This window comes from Paraburkholderia sp. PREW-6R (genome assembly GCF_039621805.1).
In the GTDB taxonomy this organism is placed as follows: domain Bacteria; phylum Pseudomonadota; class Gammaproteobacteria; order Burkholderiales; family Burkholderiaceae; genus Paraburkholderia.
Genome location: NZ_CP155073.1, coordinates 3,265,281 through 3,284,836 on the forward strand (window position 1 = coordinate 3,265,281; position 19,556 = coordinate 3,284,836).

General features: G+C 65.2%; 18 protein-coding genes. 12 read left to right on the forward strand and 6 right to left on the reverse strand.

Annotation, left to right across the window (positions count from 1 at the left end):
• Positions 1-31 precede the first annotated feature (31 nt).
• A complete protein-coding gene (locus AAGS40_RS14450; protein WP_345812146.1) occupies positions 32-1,687 on the reverse strand; it encodes a GMC family oxidoreductase N-terminal domain-containing protein in 1,656 nt (551 codons plus the stop codon).
• Positions 1,688-2,103: 416 nt separating this feature from the next.
• Here AAGS40_RS14450 and AAGS40_RS14455 point away from each other — a divergent pair, with 416 nt between their 5' ends.
• Both AAGS40_RS14455 and AAGS40_RS14460 read left to right on the forward strand, forming a co-directional pair.
• Positions 2,104-3,786: an isovaleryl-CoA dehydrogenase gene (locus AAGS40_RS14455; protein WP_345812147.1), complete on the forward strand. Its 1,683-nt coding sequence runs from the start codon at positions 2,104-2,106 to the stop codon at positions 3,784-3,786.
• Between the two features lie 125 nt (positions 3,787-3,911).
• A complete protein-coding gene (locus AAGS40_RS14460) occupies positions 3,912-5,330 on the forward strand; it encodes a coniferyl aldehyde dehydrogenase (protein WP_345814427.1) in 1,419 nt (472 codons plus the stop codon).
• Between the two features lie 27 nt (positions 5,331-5,357).
• On the opposite strand, the gene AAGS40_RS14465 is transcribed toward AAGS40_RS14460, so the two are convergent.
• The 5 genes from AAGS40_RS14465 to fliE form a co-directional block, all read right to left on the reverse strand.
• Positions 5,358-5,717 (reverse strand): EscU/YscU/HrcU family type III secretion system export apparatus switch protein, encoded by a 360-nt coding sequence (locus AAGS40_RS14465; RefSeq protein ID WP_345812149.1) that lies wholly within the window; start codon positions 5,715-5,717, stop codon positions 5,358-5,360.
• Positions 5,717-7,168, reverse strand: coding sequence for a flagellar hook-length control protein FliK (locus tag AAGS40_RS14470; protein WP_345812151.1), 1,452 nt, complete (start codon positions 7,166-7,168; stop codon positions 5,717-5,719). The genes AAGS40_RS14465 and AAGS40_RS14470 overlap by 1 nt, the downstream gene beginning before the upstream one ends.
• 83 nt (positions 7,169-7,251) lie before the next feature.
• Positions 7,252-7,578 (reverse strand): flagellar protein FliT, encoded by a 327-nt coding sequence (locus AAGS40_RS14475; protein WP_345812152.1) that lies wholly within the window; start codon positions 7,576-7,578, stop codon positions 7,252-7,254.
• Positions 7,575-8,009, reverse strand: a complete 435-nt coding sequence (fliS, locus tag AAGS40_RS14480; RefSeq protein ID WP_012434684.1) for a flagellar export chaperone FliS — start codon at positions 8,007-8,009, stop codon at positions 7,575-7,577. The genes AAGS40_RS14475 and fliS overlap by 4 nt, the downstream gene beginning before the upstream one ends.
• A 226-nt stretch (positions 8,010-8,235) precedes the next feature.
• The gene (gene fliE, locus AAGS40_RS14485; protein WP_345812155.1) at positions 8,236-8,571 is read right to left on the reverse strand and encodes a flagellar hook-basal body complex protein FliE; all 336 of its coding nucleotides are present in this window, start codon (positions 8,569-8,571) and stop codon (positions 8,236-8,238) included.
• A gap of 235 nt (positions 8,572-8,806) precedes the next feature.
• On the opposite strand from fliE, the gene fliF reads away from it, so the two are divergent.
• The 10 genes from fliF to fliO all read left to right on the forward strand — a co-directional run bounded on the left by fliF (position 8,807) and on the right by fliO (position 19,522).
• Positions 8,807-10,615, forward strand: coding sequence for a flagellar basal-body MS-ring/collar protein FliF (fliF, locus tag AAGS40_RS14490; protein WP_345812157.1), 1,809 nt, complete (start codon positions 8,807-8,809; stop codon positions 10,613-10,615).
• The gene (fliG, locus tag AAGS40_RS14495) at positions 10,605-11,600 is read left to right on the forward strand and encodes a flagellar motor switch protein FliG (protein ID WP_345812158.1); all 996 of its coding nucleotides are present in this window, start codon (positions 10,605-10,607) and stop codon (positions 11,598-11,600) included. Before fliF ends, fliG begins: the two co-directional genes overlap by 11 nt.
• Positions 11,587-12,270, forward strand: coding sequence for a flagellar assembly protein FliH (fliH, locus tag AAGS40_RS14500; protein ID WP_345812160.1), 684 nt, complete (start codon positions 11,587-11,589; stop codon positions 12,268-12,270). Before fliG ends, fliH begins: the two co-directional genes overlap by 14 nt.
• Positions 12,264-13,982 carry a flagellar protein export ATPase FliI gene (fliI, locus tag AAGS40_RS14505; protein ID WP_345812162.1) on the forward strand — a complete coding sequence of 573 codons (1,719 nt, stop codon included), beginning with the start codon at positions 12,264-12,266 and terminating at the stop codon, positions 13,980-13,982. The genes fliH and fliI overlap by 7 nt, the downstream gene beginning before the upstream one ends.
• 2 nt (positions 13,983-13,984) lie before the next feature.
• Positions 13,985-14,434: a flagellar export protein FliJ gene (fliJ, locus tag AAGS40_RS14510; RefSeq protein ID WP_345812164.1), complete on the forward strand. Its 450-nt coding sequence runs from the start codon at positions 13,985-13,987 to the stop codon at positions 14,432-14,434.
• Positions 14,435-14,522: 88 nt separating this feature from the next.
• A complete protein-coding gene (locus AAGS40_RS14515; RefSeq protein WP_345812165.1) occupies positions 14,523-16,124 on the forward strand; it encodes a flagellar hook-length control protein FliK in 1,602 nt (533 codons plus the stop codon).
• Between the two features lie 765 nt (positions 16,125-16,889).
• Positions 16,890-17,393: a flagellar basal body-associated protein FliL gene (fliL, locus tag AAGS40_RS14520; RefSeq protein ID WP_345812166.1), complete on the forward strand. Its 504-nt coding sequence runs from the start codon at positions 16,890-16,892 to the stop codon at positions 17,391-17,393.
• A gap of 53 nt (positions 17,394-17,446) precedes the next feature.
• Positions 17,447-18,445: a flagellar motor switch protein FliM gene (fliM, locus tag AAGS40_RS14525; RefSeq protein WP_345812167.1), complete on the forward strand. Its 999-nt coding sequence runs from the start codon at positions 17,447-17,449 to the stop codon at positions 18,443-18,445.
• Positions 18,438-18,899, forward strand: coding sequence for a flagellar motor switch protein FliN (fliN, locus tag AAGS40_RS14530; protein ID WP_345812168.1), 462 nt, complete (start codon positions 18,438-18,440; stop codon positions 18,897-18,899). The genes fliM and fliN overlap by 8 nt, the downstream gene beginning before the upstream one ends.
• On the forward strand, positions 18,896-19,522 hold the full coding sequence (gene fliO / locus AAGS40_RS14535; RefSeq protein WP_345812169.1) for a flagellar biosynthetic protein FliO: 627 nt from the start codon (positions 18,896-18,898) through the stop codon (positions 19,520-19,522). Before fliN ends, fliO begins: the two co-directional genes overlap by 4 nt.
• Positions 19,523-19,556: the final 34 nt, after the last annotated feature.

A 19,556-nucleotide genomic window follows, 5' to 3' on the forward strand; every position in this document is an offset into this window, starting at 1 on the left:
ATCGACACGATTCTCCGATGCAAGCACAACGCTACAGGAGGCTCGTCGCGGCGCCTGTCTTCTCTGGCCGCGCGGGTGCGACCCGTTGGCCGTCGCTGCGCGCGTGTCCGATCAGCTCGGCAGCACGCTCGCCGATCATGACCGTTGGCGAATTGGTGTTGCCGCCGATCAACGTCGGCATCACGGAGGCATCGACGATTCGCAAGCCGGTTACGCCACGCACGCGTAGTTGTGGATCGACGACGGATCGTGCGTCGCCGCCCATCCGGCAGGTCGCCACCGGGTGATAGATGGTGTCAGCATGGCCGGCGATCGTCTGACGCAGTTCCTGTTCCGACTGGCCGGCGTGCGTGTACAACTCCTTGCCGCCGTGCAATGCGAGCGACGGCGCGTCGAGGATGCGCCGTGCGATTCGCGCACCTTCCACCAGCAGATCGAGATCGCGCGAATCGCTGAAAAAGCGTGGATCGATCACCGGCGCGACGCGTGCGTCGCGACTGGCGAGCGTCACCGTGCCGCGACTGCGCGGGCGCAGCACACACACGTGCAACGAATAGCCGTGGCCCCAGTGCATGCGACGGTTGTGATCGTCGACGAGCGCCGCGCAGAAGTGCAACTGCAGATCGGGTCGATCGAGCGTGGGCCGGCTTTTCAGGAAACCGCCCGCCTCCGCGACGTTGCTCGACAGCATGCCGCGTCCATGACGCGCGAAGGTGACGAACTGAGGCAGCATCCGTGCAATGCCGCGCAGCGAAAAACCGGTCGGCTCGATCGACGACACGCGCTTGTTGATCGTGAAATCGACGTGGTCGATCAGATTCTGACCGACGTCGGGCGCGTCATGCAGCACGGCAATGCCGTGCGACTGCAGATGCGCCGCTGGGCCGATGCCGGAGCACATCAACAGTTGCGGCGTGTTGAACGCGCCCGCGGCGAGCACGATCTCGGCGCGCGCTTCGAGCATCTCCGTGCGGCCGCCGCGCACGATTTCGACGCCGCTCGCGTGCTTGCCGTTGAATTTGACGCGCAACACGGTCGCGTCCGTGATGATGTGCAGATTGGGACGCTGACGGCCGTAGAGGTACGCGCGTGCCACGCTGCAACGTCGTCCGTCGCGTTGCGTCACCTGATAGAAGCCGACGCCTTCCTGATCCGCGCCGTTGAAATCGCTGTTGGGCTTGTAGCCTGCTTCGACGGCGGCCTGCACGAAACGCTTCGAGAACGGATTCTGGAAGCGCAGATCGGACACCGTGAGCGGGCCGGCGTCGCCATGCCAGGCATCCGCGCCGCGCTCGTTGCCTTCCGCGCGCCGAAAGTACGGCAGCACGTCCGACCATGCCCACCCTTCGCAGCCCATTCGCGCCCACTCGTCGTAATCCAGCGGATGACCGCGCGTGTAGATCATCGCGTTGATCGCGCTCGATCCGCCGACTCCCCGCCCGCGCGGCTGATAACCCCGGCGGCCGCCGAGGCCCCGTTGCGGCGTGGTCAGATAACCGTAATTGGTCTTGAGCTTGTTGGGGACGACGACCGCGACACCCGTCGGCATATTGACTAACAGGTTGCGGTCAGTATGCGGTCCAGCTTCGATCAACGCGATGGTTGCGTCAGGGCAGCGATCGGCAAGACGGCCTGCGAGCGTGCAACCGCCCGAGCCCGCACCGACGATAATGTAGTCGTATTGCATGCGCCTCTCCTGATGGGCCGCGTTGCTCGCGAACCCTGTCTCGTGTGGGCCGGCGTGAGCGCTGGACGCTACTCCGGTCCCATGCAAATGAATTGCGGCACACTTGTCGACGTGTGTTTCATCGGCATTGTAGGGAGCGTTCAGAAGCGCCGGCGCGATCGCGGCAGAGCGATTCCTCTAAACGGAAGCGGCTGCGCGACCCTATGATGAAAGACGCGCGGACGGCCGGGAGCAACCCGCGCGCGCGCATTCAAGCAGCGCGCGCCTCGTGCTTTCCTTCGGCCGCACGGCATCGCACTGCGCGATCAAACGCGCGCTTCGATTCGCGCCGGGACGCGTTGATATACGTCAGCGCGCGTGGGCAGGCATTCGGGCCGACGGCCGGCGCAATGAACACAGCACGCAGGAGACAGCAGATGGAACGGCACCGCATCGGCGAGACTCACGAGGTGACCAATCAGGCACCGCCTCTCGTGGATTACAACCTGTATTCCACCGACACGGCGCTGTCCGCCGCCGTCGAACGCGAAGGCGCGGCCTGGCATCGCGATGCGCTGCTGCGTCACGGCGCGGCGCTCACCACACCCGAGACGCTCGCACTTGCCGAGCTGGCGAACCGTCATACGCCCGAACTCTTTACGCACAGCCCGCGCGGCGAGCGCATCGACGCGCTCGAATTTCATCCCGCCTGGCATTCGCTTCTGGCCTTGCTGCGTGGCGAAGGATTGCATGCGCTTCCGTTCTCCAATCCACGGCGCGGCGCGATGGTTGCGCGCTGTGCGGGCTATTTCCAGCATGCGCAACTCGAATCGGGCTCACTGTGCCCGCTCACGATGACCTTCGCGAGCATTCCCGTGTTGCAGCGTGAGCCCGCGCTGTTCGATACATTGCGCGACAAGCTTTATGCGCGCGAGCACGATCCGCGCGACCTGCCGCTTGCGCAGAAAAGTTCGGCGATGATCGGCATGGGCATGACCGAAAAGCAGGGTGGCTCCGACGTACGCAGCAATCAGACCCGCGCTTATGCCACGCATGGCAGCGGACGCGGCGCGCAATACCGGCTCGTCGGCCACAAATGGTTCTTCTCCGCGCCGCAATGCGACGCTCATCTTGTGCTCGCCCGCACCGACGATCACGAAGGCCTCTCCTGCTTTTACGTGCCGCGCTTTGCGCCGGACGGCAGCAAGAATGCCGTCCAGATCCAGCGTCTGAAAGACAAGCTCGGCAACCGCTCGAATGCGAGCGGCGAGGTCGAGTTTCTCGACGCGTTCGGCATCATGGTCGGCGACGAAGGGCGCGGCGTACCGACCATTATCGAAATGGCGAATTACACACGGCTCGATTGTGTGATCGGCAGCGCGGCCTTGATGCGCGCGGCGCTGGTGCAAGCCATTCATCACGCACGGCATCGCATCGCATTTGGCCGGCATCTGGCCGAGCAACCGTTGATGCGTAACGTGCTGGCCGATCTGGCGCTGGAGTCCGAAGCAGCCACGGTGCTGTTCATGCGTCTCGCGCGCGCTTTCGAGGAGTCCGCTGACGGCGCGTCCGCGCCCGCCGAGCGCGCCTGGCGGCGCATCGTCACGCCAGCCGCCAAGTATTGGGTCTGCAAGCGCGCGCTCGAATTTACCGGTGAGGCGATGGAGGTGTGGGGCGGCAACGGCTACGTCGAAACAGGCCCAATGGCGCGGTTCTATCGTGAGGCGCCGGTCAACTCGATCTGGGAAGGCTCGGGCAACGTCATGTGTCTGGACGTGTTGCGCGCGATGGAGCGGGAACCGGAAGCGGCGCAGGCGCTCTTCGCGACGTGGCAAGCGGACGCGCAAGCGCATCCGGCGCTCGTTGCCGCGCTTGGCAGACTCGTCGCCACGCTCACAGGACCCGCCGCGCATCGCGAAGCTGCAGCGCGTCGCATCGCGCAGCAGATTGTGCTGATCGCGCAGGCCACACTGCTCGCCAAACACGCGCCCGGCTTCGTCGCCGATGCGTTCATCGAGACGCGTCTGGGCGATGGCAGCGGCGAAAGCGGACGTGTGTACGGCACACTGCCGCCCGCGTTCGATCATGCGGCTATCGTCGAACGCGCTTTTCCGGGGTGAGCGCTGACTGATGGCGGCTCATGCAACCGCCTCGCGCGCATCTCTGAGAGTCCAAGGGCAAACGGATGACCAACACTACGAGTGCGCAGCACAGCGCACCGAACATCCATCAGGGAGAAGACACGATGAAGAACGACTTGCCGGAGGTGGTCGCGCTCGAAGCGCTGCTGCGCGATCAGCGCCACGCGTATCTGCGTGCGCCGTTTCCGTCGTGGGAAACACGCGCGGCGCATCTGCGCGCGCTGCGCAAGGTCATGCTCGACAATCGCGACGCACTCGCCAACGCCATTCATCTCGACTTCGGCAATCGCGCAAAACAGGAAGTGTGGCTCGCCGAATTCTGGCTGCTGAAAGAAGAGATCGACGCCGCGCTCCGCCACGGCAAACGCTGGATGAAAGCGCAGCGCCGCAGCACCAATAAGTGGCTGATGCCGGCGCGCGCCAAGGTCGTGCCGCAGCCGCTCGGCGTCGTCGGCATTATCGTGCCGTGGAATTATCCGGTGCTGCTTGCCGTGGGGCCGCTCGTGAGCGCATTGACTGCCGGCAATCGCGCGATCATCAAGATGTCCGAACTGACGCCGCTCACGTCGGCGCTATTCGAGCAGTTGATCGCGCAGACCTTCGCGCGCGATCACGTCGCGGTGGTGAACGGCGATGCGGCCCTTGCTGCGGCATTCAGCGCGCAGCCGTTCGATCATCTGCTGTTCACCGGTTCCACGAGAGTCGGCCATGAAGTGATGCGCGCCGCCGCCGAACACCTGACGCCGGTCACGCTGGAACTGGGCGGCAAGTCACCGGCGCTGATCGGCCAGCACGCGCGCTTTGACAACGCGGTGGACAACCTCGTCGCCGGCAAGACGCTCAATGCGGGCCAAACCTGCATCGCGCCCGATTACGTGCTGGTGCCGCGCGGCAAGGAGCAGGCGTTCATCCAACGGGCGCGCGCGCGGATGGCGAAGATGTATCCCGACTTCGCGAACAATACGGATTACACGTCGATCATTTCGGAGCGGCACTTTTCGCGTCTGCAACGTCTCGCAGACGAAGCGCAGGCGAGCGGCGCCCACCTGCACGTGCTCGCGGACAGCACGCCTGACAGCGCGAGCCGCCGTTTTCCGCTCGTCGTCGTGACGAATGCGAAGGACGAATGCGCGCTGATGCAGGAGGAGATTTTCGGACCGCTTCTGCCGATCGTCCCTTACGACACACTCGACGAAGCGATCGCGTACATCAACGCGCGTCCGCGTCCGCTTGCGCTTTACTTATACGCGGACGACGCCGCGACGATCGACCGCGTGACGCACGAAACGATGGCGGGCGGCATGGCAATCAACGAAACACTGATGCACCTGGCTTGCGAAAGCCTGCCGTTTGGCGGCGTCGGCGCGAGCGGCATGGGCGCTTATCACGGCTACGAAGGCTTCGTCACTTTTTCGAAGATGAAGCCGGTCCTCACGCAGGCGCGGCTGAATGCGCGCGGCTGGATCTCGCCGCCGTATGGCAAACGCGTGAATGCGCTGTTGAAACTGATGATGAAGTTCTGAGCGTTGCCCGGTGCGGCGAAGTCGGATTCAGCGCACCGCCGCGCCGCCGATTTCCGTCGCGACGACGTCGGTGACGTCGGAGTCGCCACCGCTCGCGCCGTGATGCGGCGGCTCGGCCTCGACCCCGCTTTCCAGCCGATGCAGCCACGCAAGCAGTTCCGCCACTGCCTGATAAAGCTGCGGCGGGATGCGCGCATCGAGGTCGACCTGCATCAGCAGCGACACCATTTCCGGCGCCTCGTGCACATACAGACCGGCTTCGCGCGCACGCTGCACGATCATGTCGGCCAGCAGGCCGTAGCCTTTCGCGACAACGCGCGGGGCGGCGTCTCGGTCGGTGGCGTCGTAGGCGAGCGCGGCTGCGCTGCGTCGATTCGTACGGCTCATCACATGTCCCAGTCGAAGTCGTCTCTGAGCGCGATGTCCCCGCGAGCCGTGCGCGCCGCCCTGTCACCGCCTGCGACCGCCTCGCCCGCCGCGCTAGCAAAATTCGACGACACCGTCGCCGACGACGCCGAGCGCGCATAAGCCGACGCAGCGTGCGCGGACGCCGCCGCACCCGCCCCGCCGGCCGCCACCGCGCCGGTCGACGGCACGCCGCCGCCGATCTCGCGAATGGTGAGTCCGCTCAGTTCGACGCCGGCCGCCGCGAGCCGTTGGCGGAAGTTCTCACCTTGCATGGCCAGGCGGGCCGCACCACCGGGACTTGCCTGCACGCGCGCCACGAGCCGCATGCCGGTAAGCGTCAATTCCGCGTCGACGGTGCCGAGCGTGGGCAGCGAAAGCGTAAGACGGGTGCGCCATGGCTGGTCGTCTTCACTCGCCGCGCCACCGCCGCTGCGATCCCATTCGTCACCGTCCTGTTCAATGGTCCAGTCGAGCCGCGCGCCTGGCCACGCCTCGCCGCTCCAGCGGAACTGGCCGGTAGCAAGCAAATCCAGTTGCTGACGCACGAGCGGAGCAGTCGCGGGATGCACCGCGGCGGCCATCGATTGTGAATTCTGCGAAGCGCCGCTGTCGGCCGGTTGAGCCGCAGCGTTGTGCACGCTGACGTGCGCGGGGTTTCCGTTCAGATCCGACAGCGAGTTGGCCAGTACTTCACCCGCGACGATGCGCGCCGCCTGGGCATTCGGGATCGACGGCACGTTGCGGGCCGCGGCGGATTCTGACGCGCCGTTGGGCAGTCCAGTCGACGCAGCGGCCGGCCTTGCCGATGCATTGGTGGCGGATGCATCGTCCGCATCGCTCGCCCAGTCGAGCGGCAATTGCGCGCTCGCGGCGACGAGCCTGTTTTGAGGTTCGCTGGCGAGCGTCGCGGGTGAGCGCTGGCCGGCCAGCCATTGTGCGAGATGGGATTCGTAAAACAGCCCGCTTTCGCCGACCGTCTGCTCCAGCGCCGCCGCGAGCGCGGCGACCGGCACGGCAGCCGCCGCCACGCCGGCGGTCGCCGGTGTGGCGGTCGCAAGACTCGGATTCGAGCCCGCAGCAGCGACAAAGGGAGAGGCGTCGCCAGTGGCCGGCGTATCGAATAGCGGCAAACCAGCCACTTCGATATCGAGCGCGGGCGCGGCGGCCCAGATCGGCGTCTGGCCGAGCACGGCCGGTGTAGCCTCGCCGCCCGAGCGCACGATCGCATTGAGCGTGAGCGCGACGGCGGACAGCGCGGTTTGCGCCGAAGGTTGCGGGGCGGGCGGCGGGGCCGCGGGTGCGGCAGTCGGCGCGGTATCGACCCCAGCCGCGCCGGTCTGCGAGGTGCTGAGGCCGCCCGGCGCGATGTTGAGCAGACTGTCGACCCGGCTCGCGAGCAGCGAAGCGATGGCCGTGTCGATTCCGTTCATCCCGATTCCTTCGTCACATTAACGGCAGCCCGCTCGACGCCCCACGTTCGGGCGCATGAACCGCAGCCGCGCAAGCGTATCTTTCAGCGCGCGCCGTACAACTCCTTGAGCACACGCGTCGGCCGGCCGACAAACAGCGCCGACAGATTGGCCATACGCGGATTCGCGAGATCGCGAATCGCAGCGTCGTCTGCCAGAATCTGGCGGATCAGCGCATATTTACGTAACCGCTCGGCCTCGTCGAGCATGACACCGGTTTCCGCGTCTCGCAACGCTTCCACCATATGGCGGTACTCTTCCTGCAAGTGCACCAGATCGTTCCATAGTGCACACCGTGCAGCGCTCAACATGCGGCAGGAGATCGCTGCAATCGCCTCATAACGGGCGAAATATTCTGCGTTCGATGTCATCTCATGCTTTCCGCGGCTGGCTGGGCAGCCATCCGCGCGATTTCCGGGGCAATCCCGATCCATGCCTCTTCGAGTGTCGCCAAAAGGCCATCGACCTCGACCAGCATCGCCTCGCTTTGTTTTATGTTGGCTTCGAGCAGCCGGCGCGACATGTAGCTGTACAGCGCGTTCAACCGCTCCGCAATTTCGCCCCCTGCCTCGAGGTTGAGCGACTGTTGCAGCCCGCTTTCGACGATCTGAATCGCCTTGCCGACCGCCTCTCCACGAGCCGGCACATTGCCCTGCTGCAGATGCATGCGCGCTTGCGCAATCGCCTGCCGGGCGCCCTGATACAACATCACGATCAGACGATGCGGACTCGCGCCCATCACCCCTGTCTCGACGCCTACGCGTGCGTACGCATTGGCTCCAGAGTGTCCTGGGGAAAACATCGGCGCTCCTCCTTTATTGCACTGCGGTTGGTCGTGGCTTTCACTCCGGATACGTTGCCGCACCTTGATCTCTGCCTGTACCTGGTTATCGGATAGGCAGTGGAAAGCTTTAGGCCAGTGCAAGGGGGTTTAAGGGGCGCAATCGCGCGGCCGGCCAGAGCCATGCGGTGTGCATGCATGCGACAGAACCCGGGCGGCAGAACCGCCTTGCCGCCCTGTCTTCTGCTTATACCGACATCTGCATGATGTCGTTGTAGGCGGACACCAGCTTGTTGCGCACCTGGAGGCCGAACTGGAAGCCGACGTTGGCCTTCTGCATGTCGACCATCACGTCGTTCAATGACACGTTCGACGAACCGAGTTCGAACGCCTGCGATTCGCCGACCGCCTTGGTCTGGTCGCCGCTGATCTTGTCCAGCGACGCTTTCAGCGCCGAGGCAAAACCGGTCGGCGTAGCCGCGCCGGACGGGTCCGCTACGGCGGTGGTGCCGCCGGCCGCCTGCGCCGCCAGCGACTGCATCTGTTGCAGCGCCGACGAGAGCGCGTTCACGGGCAAAGTCATGTTCTCTCCAGTAATGACGACCGGCATGAGGAAAAGCGTGCCGATCTGAGCGAAAGCATAGCAGCGGGGCCCTCCGGAGAGCTCCGAAACTAGGGGGGAAACCCGGCTCTATTCAACCAATCGGGTTAGCCGGCCCTGCGGATAATTTCAATGGTGAAAGTTTCTGTCTTTACACACGCCGGTCCTCGGCGCGCTACCGGCAGAAACGCAAAGGCATCCCGGAGATACCCGACGCATGGATTCGTCAGCCAACTCTTTGATCAACCCCGACGCCCGCATGGGCCTTGCCGGCGCGCAGCCCGGTGCGGGCGCGCCCGGCGCCGGCCAGCCCGGCGGCGCGGCGGACCTCGGCGCCCTTGGCGGCCTCGGGGGCAACGCCGGCGGCAATTTCGGCCAGCGCCTGTCCGGCCTCGCGCAGATGCGCGGCAACCCGCGCGCGCCGCTGATTTTCGCGGTCGCGCTGCTGGTCGCCGTGGTGGCGGGTCTGTTCCTGTGGTCGCGCCAGCCTGACTACAAGGTGCTGTACAGCAACCTGTCGGATCGCGACGGCGGCGCCATCATCACCGCGCTGCAGCAGGCCAACATTCCGTACAAGTTCTCCGACGCTGGCGGCGCGATCCTCGTACCGGCCGAACAGGTGCATGAAATGCGTCTGCGTCTGGCCTCGCAAGGTCTGCCCAAGAGCGGTTCGGTCGGTTTCGAACTGATGGACAACCAGAAGTTCGGCATCAGCCAGTTCGCCGAGCAGATCAATTATCAGCGCGCGCTGGAAGGCGAGCTGGAGCGCACCATCGAATCGATTTCGACGGTGAAATCGGCGCGTGTGCATCTGGCTATCCCGAAGCCTTCGGTGTTCGTACGCGACAAGGAAGCGCCGTCCGCGTCCGTGCTGGTCAACCTGCTGCCGGGCCGCGTACTCGACGAAGGCCAGGTCGTCGCGATTACGCATATGGTGTCGTCGGCGGTGCCGGACATGCCGGTCAAGGGCGTGACCATTCTCGATCAGGACGGCAACCTGCTCACGCAGCCGTCCAGCGGCAGCGGTCTCGATGCGTCGCAACTGAAGTATCGCCAGCAGATCGAACGCAATACCCAGCAACGCATCGACGCGATCCTCGCGCCGCTGTTCGGCTCGGGCAATGCACACTCGCAGGTGAGCGCGGACATCGACTTCTCGCGCAGCGAACAGACGTCCGAGAACTACGGCCCGAACGGCAATCCGCAGCAGGCGGCCATCCGCAGCCAGCAGTCGAGCACCGCCACCGAGTCGTCGCAGAGCACCGCGTCGGGCGTGCCGGGCGCGCTGTCGAACCAGCCGCCGCAACCGGCCTCGGCGCCTGTCAATGCACCGAACGGCGCAAGCGGCGGTGTTGCCAGCACGCCGCTCAGCGATCGCAAGGATTCGACCACCAACTACGAACTCGACAAGACCGTGCGCCATCTCGAGCAGCCGATGGGCGGCATCAAGCGCCTCTCGGTGGCCGTGGTGGTCAACTATCTGCGCGTGGTCGACGCCAAGGGTCACGTGACCATGCAGCCCGTCACCGCCGACAAGCTCGTCCAGGTCAATCAGCTGGTCAAGGACGCGATGGGTTTCGACGCGTCGCGCGGCGACACGGTCAACGTGGTCAACAGCGCGTTCACCACCGACGTCGATCCGAACGCGGATACGCCGTGGTGGCGCACGCCGGACATGCTCGCGCTGGCCAAGCAGATCGCGACCTATGTCGGCATCGGCATCGTCGCTCTGGTCCTCTATTTCGTGATGGTGAAGCCGGCCATGCGCCGCGCTTTCCCGCCGCCCGAGCCGGTCGCCGCAGCGCTGCCGTCGCCGGACGAGCCGATCCTGCTGGACGGCATTCCGACCGCCGAGCGCGCGGGCGGTACCGCCGCCGCCGACGCGGAAGCCGACAACGAATTGCTCGCGCTCGAAAACGCGAAACACAAATATGAGCGGAATCTGGAGTTTGCACGCAGCATCGCGCGCCAGGATCCGAAGATCGTTGCAACCGTCGTGAAAAATTGGGTGACCGATGAGCGCTGAAGGCGTAATGAAGAGCGCGCTCCTGCTGATGTCGATCGGCGAGGAAGAAGCCGCGCAGGTGTTCAAGTTTCTCGGACCGCGCGAAGTCCAGAAGATCGGCGTCGCCATGGCGGCAATGAAAAGCGTGACCCGCGAACAGATCGACGAGGTCCTGCAGGAGTTCGTGCGCGAAGCGGAACGGCACACCGGCATGTCGCTGGATTCGAACGAGTACATCCGTTCGGTGCTGACCAAGGCGCTCGGCGACGACAAGGCCGGCGTGATCATCGACCGGATTCTGCAGGGCAGCGACACGAGCGGTATCGAAGGCCTGAAGTGGATGGATTCCGCGGCCGTCGCCGAACTGATCAAGAACGAACATCCGCAGATCATCGCGACGATCCTCGTTCACCTGGACCGCGATCAGGCGTCGGAAATCGTCGCCTGTTTCACCGACCGGTTGCGCAACGACGTACTGCTGCGCATCGCGACGCTCGACGGCATCCAGCCCGCCGCCTTGCGCGAACTCGACGACGTGCTGACGGGCCTGCTGTCCGGCAGCGACAACCTGAAGCGCAGCCCGATGGGCGGCATCCGCACGGCGGCGGAAATTCTCAACTTCATGTCCAGCAACCATGAAGAAGGTGTCATCGAGAACGTTCGTCAATACGACGCGGAACTCGCGCAGAAGATCATCGACCAGATGTTCGTGTTCGAGAACCTGCTCGACCTGGAAGACCGCGCGATCCAGCTGTTGCTGAAGGAAGTCGAGTCCGAGGCGCTGATCATTTCGCTGAAGGGCGCGCCGCCCGCGCTGCGTCAGAAGTTCCTGTCGAACATGTCGCAGCGTGCAGCCGAACTGCTCGCCGAAGACCTCGACGCACGCGGCCCGGTGCGCGTCTCCGAAGTGGAAACGCAGCAACGCCGCATTCTGCAGATCGTGCGCAATCTGGCCGAAGGCGGTCAGATCGTGCTAGGCGGCAAGGCGGAAGATGCTTATGTCTGATCGGAACGTTACGGCGAAGGCGGGTCTGTCGGCGTATCAGCGCTGGGAGATGGCGTCGTTCGACCCCGTGCCGCCTGCCCCGCCCGAGCCCGAGATCGACACCGGCGCGCTGGAGGCCGAACTGGAACGTCTGCGCGACGCCGCGCATGCGCAGGGCATCGCGTCCGGTCACGTGGCCGGACAGGCCCTCGGTTATCAGGCGGGTTACGAGCAGGGTCACGCGCAAGGTTTCGAACAGGGCAGGATCGAAGCACGCGAAGAAGCCATGCGGCTCGTCGCGCTCGCCGAAACGTTCAAAGCCGCGCTCGACGGCGCGCAAGGCGCGATCTCCGAAACGCTCGTATCGCTCGCGCTCGATATCGCGCAACAGGTGGTGCGCCAGCACGTGCAGCACGACCCGACCGCGCTGATCGCCGCCGCGCGCGAAGTGCTCGCCGCCGAGCCGACGCTCGTCGGCGCGCCCGCGCTGATCGTGAGTCCCGCCGATCTGCCGGTGGTCGAGGCCTATCTGCTCGAAGAATTGCAAACGCGCGGCTGGACCGTGCGGACGGACCCGTCGGTGGAGCGTGGCGGCTGCCGCGCGCAAGCCAATTCGGGTGAAGTGGACGCCGGCATCGACACGCGTTGGGAGCGTGTCGCTGCCGCACTCGGCAAGGTGAGCACATGGTAAAGCCCACGCTCGAAGAAATCCGCGCCAGCGATCTGACGCCGCTCGAACGCGAACTGGCGCTCGCCTCGTTCGGCGCTGAGGCACTGGCGCAAGCGCCGCTCGCCGGCGCGGCGGAGCATGTCGCGGACGCCGCGCTGGTGTCGTGCGACGCGCAACGCGCGCCACACGCGCCATTCTCCGGCGACGCCGCAAGTGCGACTTCGAACGACGCTGCCCAGGCTTTCGGCCTGACAGCAGGCGACACCGGCGTGAGCCTCGACAATCCCGCGCTGGCCGCGGCGCAGGCAGTGCGCCAGACCATCGCCCACCCGCCGTACGATCCGGCGCTCGACACCAATCCGCACGTTCAGGTCTGGCGCGGCAAGCTCGACGCGTTGCGCGAGCGCAACGCGATTGCCAAGCCCATGCGCGCGTGCGGGCGTCTGACGCGCGCCGCCGGTCTCGTGCTCGAGGCGGTCGGTTTGCGCCTGTCCGTGGGCGCCGAAGTCATGATCGAATTGCCGCCGGGCAGTTCGCTGCCGATGGCCGAAGCCGAAGTGGTCGGTTTCTCCGGCGACAAGCTGTTCCTGATGCCGACCACCGAAGTGATCGGCCTGTTGCCCGGCGCGCGCGTCTATCCGCTCGAAAGCGCACCGATCGCCGACCCGATGGCGGGTGCCAAGCGTCTGCCCGTCGGCTGGGAATTGCTCGGCCGCGTGCTAGACGCGTCCGGCCGTCCGCTCGACGGCCTCGGACCGCTCGGCACGCACGCCGATGCGCCGCTGTCCGCGCCGGTCATCAATCCGCTGAACCGGGAGCCGATTCACAAGGTGCTCGACGTCGGCGTGCGCGCGATCAACGCGCTGCTCACCGTGGGCCGTGGCCAGCGCATGGGGCTCTTTGCCGGCTCGGGCGTCGGTAAATCGGTGTTGCTCGGCACGATGGCGCGCTACACCAGCGCCGAAGTGATCGTGATCGGCCTGATCGGCGAACGGGGCCGCGAGGTGAAGGAATTCATCGAGCAGATTCTCGGCGAGGAAGGTCTTGCGCGCTCCGTCGTGATCGCCGCGCCGGCTGACGTGTCGCCGCTTCTGCGGATGCAGGCCGCGTCGTATTCGACATCGCTTGCCGAGTATTTCCGCGACCAGGGCAAGCACGTGCTGCTGCTGATGGATTCGCTGACCCGTTACGCGATGGCGCAGCGTGAAATCGCCCTCGCCGTCGGCGAGCCGCCCGCGACGAAAGGCTACCCGCCTTCCGTCTTTGCGAAGTTGCCCGCGCTCGTCGAGCGCACGGGTAACGGACCGACCGGAGGCGGATCGATTACCGCTTTTTACACGGTTTTGACAGAAGGTGATGATCAGCAGGACCCGATCGCCGACTCCGCGCGGGCCATTCTGGACGGCCACATCGTGCTTTCGCGCTCATTGGCCGAAGCTGGCCACTATCCTGCTATCGACATTGAAGCGTCGATCAGCCGGGCGATGACCGCGCTGATCGACGATAACCATCTCGACAAAACGCGTATGTTCAAGCAGATGCTGTCGCGCTATCAGCGCAACCGCGACCTGATCAACGTCGGCGCGTATTCCAGCGGACGCGATGCGCTGCTCGACCGCGCCATTGCCCTCTATCCGCGGATGGAAGCATTTTTGCAGCAAGGTTTTCGCGAATGCGCGAACTTTGAACCGAGTCTCGAGATGCTGGACGCTCTGTTTGCCCAAGGAGGCTGACGATGGCGAAACACTTTCCGATCAAGACACTCATCGGCCTGGCTCAGGACGATGTGGACGCCGCGGCTCAACGGCTTGGCCGTGCGCAGCGCGAGCGCAACGACGTCGAGGCACAACTGAATGCACTCGTGCAGTACCGCGACGAATATCACGCACGTTTTACGGCGACTGCGCAAAGCGGGATGCCGGCCGGCAACATGCGCAACTTTCAGGCCTTTATCGACACGCTCGACGCCGCGATCGAACAGCAGCGCGGACTGCTGACGACGGCCAACGCGCGGGTGGAAGCGGCCAAGCCCGACTGGCAGCGTCAGAAGCAGAAGCTGGGATCGTATGAAGTGCTACAGGCGCGCGGCGAAGCAGCCGAGGCGCGCACCGTGGCACGACGCGATCAGCGCGATGCCGACGAGCATGCCGCCCGCATTCTGCGGATGCGCGCCGAAGGTGCGTGAAGAGCAGGAACCGCATGCGCCCTATGCCAGCAGGCGCCGCCCCGATTAACCCGAGAACCACACGCACGACGGATTGACAGGATTCCCTATGTCGCTTCTTCCACAGATCGGCTCGCTGCTCGGCTCGGCCAGCAGTACGTCCACTAACGCGGCCATGGCGGCCGCGGCCAACGCCAGGCCGTTCTCGCAGACTTTGCAGCAGAGCATCGAACAGCAGAATACGTCCGCCGCGCAAGTCGCCGCCCAGGCGCAGGCCCAGCAACAGGCTTCCAGGGCGTTTGCGGCGTCGCTGGCGGCTTCAGCGCCGTCCGCGTCCGCGCCGGCCTCCAGCGTGCACGACGCGCCGCCGCCCGCCGATGCAGCGGATTCGTCGACGAAGAGTGCGGACGACGCGAGCAGCAGCAAGGACACCGGCAGCGCGAGCAAAGCGGATTCGTCGGCATCGAGCGCCGCGTCGTCGGGTGCTTCGGCGTCGTCCGCCAACGCGCAGCAGGCTTCGACCGACAAAACCGGCGCGACGACGACGCCGAAGTCCGTCACTTCCAACGCGCAGGTCAGTGCAAACACGGCTGCTGCGGCGGCTGCCGCCGCGGCGGCGCAGGCTCAGGCGCAGGCGCAAACCCAGGCCGACGCCACGGATCCGACCGATCCGGCCGCGACCGATCCCGCAACGACGCTGGCAGACCTTGCCGGCGCGCTCGCCGACCCGACCACCGACGGGACGACCAGCACGACGCCGGGCAAGAAAACCACAGCGACTGATTCGAAATCCGGACAGGACGCCTTGCAGGCGGCCCTTGCAGCGCTGGCGCAGGCCAGCGGCCAGGGCGCGGTGCCCGCGCAGGCGCTTGCGAGCGGCGCGGCGGCGAACGCATCGGGAACGGCGGCTCTGAACAGTTCCAGCTCAGGACTGAGCGGATCATCGGACGACAAGACGCTCGCAGCCGGCCTGTTCGGTGATGGCAAGGGATCGAGCGCAACCAAAGCCGCGTTGACGGCCGCCGCTACGACGGTAGCCGATCCGGCCGCTGCGGCGGCGTCGAAAGCCGCATCTGACGCATTGGCGATGACGACCGCGGCTGGCGCGCAGCCTGGCGCGCTGACATCGTTCAAGACCGCTGCGGATGCCGCAACAGCGGCATTGGCTGCGGGCCAGGCGGCGGCCAGTGCCGCGAGCACAACAGCTGCGGCGCAGACGACCGGCACGGCTAGCGCCGCCGAAGCGTCGAATGCGCTGTCACCGCAGGTCGGATCGGGCGACTGGGAAGACGCGTTCAGTCAGAAGGTGGTGTTCTTGTCGAACGCGCATTCGCAGAGTGCGGAGTTGACCTTGAATCCGAAGGATCTCGGGCCATTGCAGGTGGTGTTGCAGGTGGCCGATAACCATGCTCATGCGCTGTTTGTGTCGCAACACCAGCAGGTGCGGGAGGCGGTCGAGGCGGCGCTGCCCAAGCTTCGTGAGGCGATGGAAGCCAATGGGATCGGGTTGGGGAGTGCCAGTGTCACTGACGGGTTTGGGACTGCCCGCCAGGGCGGTGGCGGGCAGCAGAGTGGGTCCGGGCGGTCGGGTGCCGGTTCTGATGCCGGTGGGGGCTCTTTTGCCGGCGGCACTCAGGAAGATGGCGCCATTGGCTCGGTGGCTGGTGTTGCCGTCCGGCGGACCGTCGGGATTGTGGATACGTTTGCCTGATTTTTTCCTTTCTGTTTCTTTTTGGCGCTTTTTTTTGGCCTTTTCTTGAGTTGCTTTTGGTCTATTGGCGTTGCCCCTGTGCGGGGCGGCACCTACTTCTCTTTGCCGCCGCAAAGAGAAGTAGGCAAGAGAAAGCGGCTCAAACCGCTAATTCTTAAGCGGGGCCACCAGCTCGCATAAGGCAGTGGCTCATCTGGAATCCGTGCTCCCGCACACTCCGCCTTTGTGACAAGGCAGTCATTCTTCCGGCGGCGCTTCGCGCGCCCTCGGGTACATCCCCCACCCATCGGTCTTTTTTGCGCCCTGGGCACGTTCAACCATCGGTTTTTGGCGCTTAGCCGACGTGAAGCCGATTGCCCCGCCGCCGCCCCACAGGTTTTCCTGGCAGACCGTCGACGGCGCACGTAGTGCGGAGTTGACGCGGATGGTGGCTGTGCCACGGCGTCAAGTGTGCAAGGGATCGTTCGTCGGTCGGACCACTGGTGGTTGCGGGACGGGGCGCCCACTTCGTGGCTGCCGGCGTGGGCCGCAAAGCGGGAGTGCCGCCCTGCACGGGGCAACGCCAATACCTCACCAACCATCCAGGAAAGGGCCGCCCCAACTCCGACAAAAACATGACCCCAATACTTAACAAAGCGCCGCGGGCACTCCCCCATACCAGGAGATAACCCCAAATAGCCCGTCTTTTCGACCCATCGCGGAGCGCCCAAATCAACAACAATCACCATCACCAGCACTAACGCCGACGCAAGAGCAAAGACCCTCATGGCATCCACGACCGCAAACCAGCAAGCCGCTCCCGCTTCCCCGGGCCCGATGAAGCGCATCATCCTGATCGCCATTATCGCGATCGTCGCCGCAGGCGCCGCCGGCGCGGGCGTGTGGTTCTTCATGGTCAAACGCGCGCCGGCCGCCGCCCATTCGGCTGAAGCAGCGCCAGCCCCGGCTGTCGCCCCCATCTTCTTCCCGCTCGATTCGATGACGGTCAACCTGCAATCGGACGACGGCCAGCAACACTTCCTGCGCATCGGCCTGACGCTCAAGCTCACCGACGCGAAGACCCAGCAGGACCTCACCGAACACATGCCGGAAGTGCGCAGCCACATCCTGCTCGCGCTGTCCAACAAGCGCCCCGAAGACCTCGCGCCGCTCGAAGGCAAGCGCGCACTCGCCGCCGAACTGAAGACGCTGATCGAACAGCCCACCGACAAGGGCGCCGCGCCGATCCACGTCCAGGACGTGCTGTTCACCGAATTCGTCGTGCAGTGACGCTGCTTCACGCTGACATCATCAACCGCCACGGACTGCACGAGGAATAAGGAATGGGTCACGAAGAGTTCATGTCCCAGGAGGAGGTCGATGCCCTCCTCAAGGGCGTAACCGGCGAGACCGACTCGGTATCCGAGCAGGCCACGCACACGGGCGTACGTCCGTACAACATCGCCACGCAGGAACGCATCGTCCGTGGCCGGATGCCCGGCCTCGAAATCATCAACGACCGTTTCGCGCGACTGCTGCGCGTCGGCATCTTCAACTTCATGCGGCGTTCGGCGGAAATCTCCGTGGGTCCCGTGAAGGTGCAGAAGTACAGCGAGTTCACCCGCAATCTGCCGATCCCGACCAACCTGAACCTGGTCCACATCAAGCCGTTGCGCGGTACGTCGCTGTTCGTGTTCGATCCAAACCTGGTGTTCTTCGTGGTGGACAATCTGTTCGGCGGCGACGGGCGTTTTCATACCCGCGTCGAAGGCCGCGATTTCACGGCGACCGAACAGCGCATCATCATGAAGCTGCTCAACCTGACGTTCGAACACTACGCCGCATCGTGGAAAAGCGTGCGTCCGCTGCAGTTCGAATACGTGCGCTCGGAAATGCACACGCAGTTCGCCAACGTCGCCACACCGAACGAAATCGTGATCGTCACGCAGTTCTCGATCGAGTTCGGCGCCACAGGCGGCACGCTCCATATCTGCATGCCGTACTCGATGATCGAACCGATCCGCGATGTGCTGTCGTCGCCGATCCAGGGCGAGGCGCTCGAAGTCGACCGCCGCTGGGTCCGCGTGCTGTCCCAGCAGGTGCAGTCAGCCGAGGTGGAGCTGACCGCCGACCTCTCGCAGGTGCCGGTCACATTCGAACAGATTCTGAACATGCGCAAAGGCGATGTTCTGCCGATCAGCATTCCCGAGCACATCACGGCGAAAGTCGATGGCGTACCGGTAATGGAATGCGGCTACGGAATTTTCAATGGTCAATACGCGTTGCGGGTCCAGAAGATGATCAGCGCAACCGACACGATGAAGGAAGGTGGATATGAGTGACCTGAACGCAAAGCCCGAGGCCGAACTGGCCGCCGCCGAGGCAATGCTGGCGGATACCGCGGGCGCCGCGGATGACGCGGCGATGGCCGACTGGGCCAGCGCGCTCGCGGAGCAGAACGACAACGACCAGGTCAGCCCGAGCGCGGCAGGCGTGTTCCAGCCGCTGTCGAAAGTCGAGCCGACGACGACGCGCAATGACATCGACATGATTCTGGACATTCCGGTTCAGATGACCGTCGAACTCGGCCGCACCAAGATCGCGATCCGCAACCTGCTGCAACTCGCGCAGGGTTCGGTGGTTGAACTCGACGGCATGGCCGGTGAACCGATGGACGTGCTGGTCAACGGCTGTCTGATTGCACAGGGTGAAGTGGTGGTGGTGAACGACAAGTTCGGCATCCGCCTGACCGACATCATCACGCCGTCAGAACGCATCCGGAAACTAAATCGATGAAACGCATTGCCCGCCGCGTCGCGCAGTCCGCCTCACACCTGCTGATGCACCCGCTCACGCACGCCACGACAGTCGCCAGGCTGACCGTCACGACCGCGCTAACGGGCGCGGCGGTCATTGCGCCCGTCGCCGCCCGGGCGGCGGATATCAACGCGGTGAACAACGCCGCGAAAATTGCATCGGGCGTGGGCGCGGGTTCGGCGGTTCCGGCGCTGGGCGTCAGCGCGGTGCTGCAAACCATCGTCGGCCTGCTCGTCGTGATCGGTCTGGTGTTCGGTTGCGCGTGGCTCGCTCGCCGCTTCGGCTTGCAGCCGGCCAATCGCGGCGGCCTCGTGAAGACGATCGGCGGCGCGTCGCTCGGCGGCAAGGAGCGCGTGGCGGTGGTCGAAATCGGCGAGACGTGGCTCGTGCTCGGCACGGCACCCGGCAATGTGCGCCTGCTGCACACCATGCCCGCGGGCTCGGCCGGACTCGATCAGGTGGCGCAAACGCAAACGGGCTCGGCAGCGCCACAAGGCGCCGCGGGCACGACCTTGCCGGGCACCTTCGGGCAGCGTTTTCGCGATGCGTTGAAAGGCGAGGTGGGCAAACGTTTCAACGGGCAAGGCAACGGGGTCCGGTAATGCAGTTCAGTTTCCCATCGGCGCGTCCCGCGCA

Excerpts from the sequence above, each read along its gene's own strand:
- fliJ (WP_345812164.1), top strand. The coding sequence starts at position 13,985 with ATGGCGAAACACTTTCCGATCAAGACACTCATCGGCCTGGCTCAGGAC.
- AAGS40_RS14475 (WP_345812152.1), bottom strand. The coding sequence starts at position 7,578 with ATGACATCGAACGCAGAATATTTCGCCCGTTATGAGGCGATTGCAGCG.
- fliE (WP_345812155.1), bottom strand. The coding sequence starts at position 8,571 with ATGACTTTGCCCGTGAACGCGCTCTCGTCGGCGCTGCAACAGATGCAG.
- fliI (WP_345812162.1), top strand. The coding sequence starts at position 12,264 with ATGGTAAAGCCCACGCTCGAAGAAATCCGCGCCAGCGATCTGACGCCG.
- fliS (WP_012434684.1), bottom strand. The coding sequence starts at position 8,009 with ATGTTTTCCCCAGGACACTCTGGAGCCAATGCGTACGCACGCGTAGGC.
- fliL (WP_345812166.1), top strand. The coding sequence starts at position 16,890 with ATGGCATCCACGACCGCAAACCAGCAAGCCGCTCCCGCTTCCCCGGGC.
- fliO (WP_345812169.1), top strand. The coding sequence starts at position 18,896 with ATGAAACGCATTGCCCGCCGCGTCGCGCAGTCCGCCTCACACCTGCTG.
- fliM (WP_345812167.1), top strand. The coding sequence starts at position 17,447 with ATGGGTCACGAAGAGTTCATGTCCCAGGAGGAGGTCGATGCCCTCCTC.
- fliG (WP_345812158.1), top strand. The coding sequence starts at position 10,605 with ATGAGCGCTGAAGGCGTAATGAAGAGCGCGCTCCTGCTGATGTCGATC.
- AAGS40_RS14450 (WP_345812146.1), bottom strand. The coding sequence starts at position 1,687 with ATGCAATACGACTACATTATCGTCGGTGCGGGCTCGGGCGGTTGCACG.
- AAGS40_RS14465 (WP_345812149.1), bottom strand. The coding sequence starts at position 5,717 with ATGAGCCGTACGAATCGACGCAGCGCAGCCGCGCTCGCCTACGACGCC.
- AAGS40_RS14455 (WP_345812147.1), top strand. The coding sequence starts at position 2,104 with ATGGAACGGCACCGCATCGGCGAGACTCACGAGGTGACCAATCAGGCA.
- fliH (WP_345812160.1), top strand. The coding sequence starts at position 11,587 with ATGCTTATGTCTGATCGGAACGTTACGGCGAAGGCGGGTCTGTCGGCG.
- fliF (WP_345812157.1), top strand. The coding sequence starts at position 8,807 with ATGGATTCGTCAGCCAACTCTTTGATCAACCCCGACGCCCGCATGGGC.
- AAGS40_RS14470 (WP_345812151.1), bottom strand. The coding sequence starts at position 7,168 with ATGAACGGAATCGACACGGCCATCGCTTCGCTGCTCGCGAGCCGGGTC.
- AAGS40_RS14460 (WP_345814427.1), top strand. The coding sequence starts at position 3,912 with ATGAAGAACGACTTGCCGGAGGTGGTCGCGCTCGAAGCGCTGCTGCGC.
- fliN (WP_345812168.1), top strand. The coding sequence starts at position 18,438 with ATGAGTGACCTGAACGCAAAGCCCGAGGCCGAACTGGCCGCCGCCGAG.
- AAGS40_RS14515 (WP_345812165.1), top strand. The coding sequence starts at position 14,523 with ATGTCGCTTCTTCCACAGATCGGCTCGCTGCTCGGCTCGGCCAGCAGT.